The organism is Paracoccus binzhouensis (assembly GCF_016446475.1).
In the GTDB taxonomy this organism is placed as follows: Bacteria; Pseudomonadota; Alphaproteobacteria; order Rhodobacterales; family Rhodobacteraceae; genus Paracoccus; species Paracoccus binzhouensis.
In genome coordinates this window covers 1-1,285 of the sequence record NZ_JAEHFP010000240.1, presented here as the reverse complement: position 1 = coordinate 1,285, position 1,285 = coordinate 1, and the positions used below count along the sequence as shown (strand labels likewise).

The following is a 1,285-nucleotide window of genomic DNA, read 5'->3' as shown; positions in this document are numbered from 1 at the left end:
CCGCGACCGGGCGCTGGCGCCGGCGGGGCTGGAGGATGCCGTCGCCGCCTCGGGCGTGGCCGTGATCGCCGGCACCCGGCAGGCGCTGGCCCCCGAGCGGCTGGCCGCCCTGCGCGCGGCGATGCTCGCCGAGCTGGCCGACTTTCACGCCGAGAATGCCGACCTGCAGGGCCTGGGCCGCGAAAGGCTGCGGTTGAAGCTGGAGCCGCGCCTGCCCAAGGATGCCTTCGCCGCCTTCCTGCGCGCCGAGGCCGGCGCCGGCCGCATCGCGCTGGACGGCGCCTTCATCCGCCTGCCCGGCCACCTGCCGCGCCTGTCCGACGAAGACGAGGCGACCTTGGCCCGCCTCCTGCCGCGCCTTTCCGGCGAGGAGCGCTTCCGCCCGCCCCGCGTCCGCGACTTCGCGCGCGACTTGGGCCTGGACGAGGCCGAGCTGCGCCGCATCCTGCGCATGGCGGCGCGGCAGGGCCGCATCGACCAGATCGCGCACGACCATTTCTTCGCCCGCGCCGCCACCGTCGAGATGGTCGGCATCCTCCGCGAGCTTGCCGCCGCCAGCCCGGACGGCTGGTTCACCGCCCCGGCCTTTCGCGACCGGGTGCGGAACGGCCGCAAGGTGGCGATCCAGATCCTGGATTTCTTCGACCGGCTCGGTCTGACCTTGCGCCGGGGCGATCTTCGTCGCATCAATCCGCACCGGATCGACCTGTTCAGCCCGGACGGGTCCGCGATGTGAACAAGGGAAGAGAAGCGTCCCCGGTGGGGCGGCCGGACTTCAAATCCGGTTGGGGCAGTGAGCCTGTCCCGGGTGGGTTCGACTCCCACTCTCTTCCGCCAATTTCACCATTTAACCAATTGTAATTAATGAATTTAATTGATTAACAGAGCTGCCGATACACCAATACGTCCCCCAAATGAAACCTTCTTACAGCAGGGATTTGCCCCCGACTGAAGCCGGGGGCTGTTGGGGTTACATGTGGCAGGTGGCGCGAAACACCGTGTTTATGCTCCGTCCTGTCGCGTTGGCGATTTCCTTCAGCGAGCTGCCCGTCGCCCGCATCTTCCGCATGGTTGCCGCTTCTTCCGGTGAACGACTGCCGGCAATGCGGCTTTTGAAGGCTGGCCGGAAAGGGTCGAACTCCGACAGACCGGAGACGCCGCGCGGGATGATCTGCACGTCGCACAGAACCGGGACGCCGTAGGTCATGTTGACAAATGGCGAAGCCAGAGCCTGATGCAGGCGATGTCGATGAAGCCGAGGAAACTGTCTGCGGTTTTGTCGTAG

General features: G+C 66.9%; 1 protein-coding gene, 1 tRNA gene and 1 pseudogene. 2 read left to right on the top strand and 1 reads right to left on the bottom strand.

Annotated elements, in window-relative coordinates:
* Nucleotides 1-736, top strand: a 736-nt coding sequence (locus tag I9P22_RS24225) for a SelB domain-containing protein (protein ID WP_199262777.1), incomplete at its 5' end; no start/stop codon positions are given.
* Between the two features lie 5 nt (nucleotides 737-741).
* Nucleotides 742-837 (top strand) — tRNA-Sec (locus I9P22_RS24220).
* A 366-nt stretch (nucleotides 838-1,203) separates the two neighbouring features.
* Here I9P22_RS24220 and I9P22_RS24210 read toward each other — a convergent pair.
* Nucleotides 1,204-1,285, bottom strand: a pseudogene (locus I9P22_RS24210) (IS5/IS1182 family transposase); the annotation flags it as partial.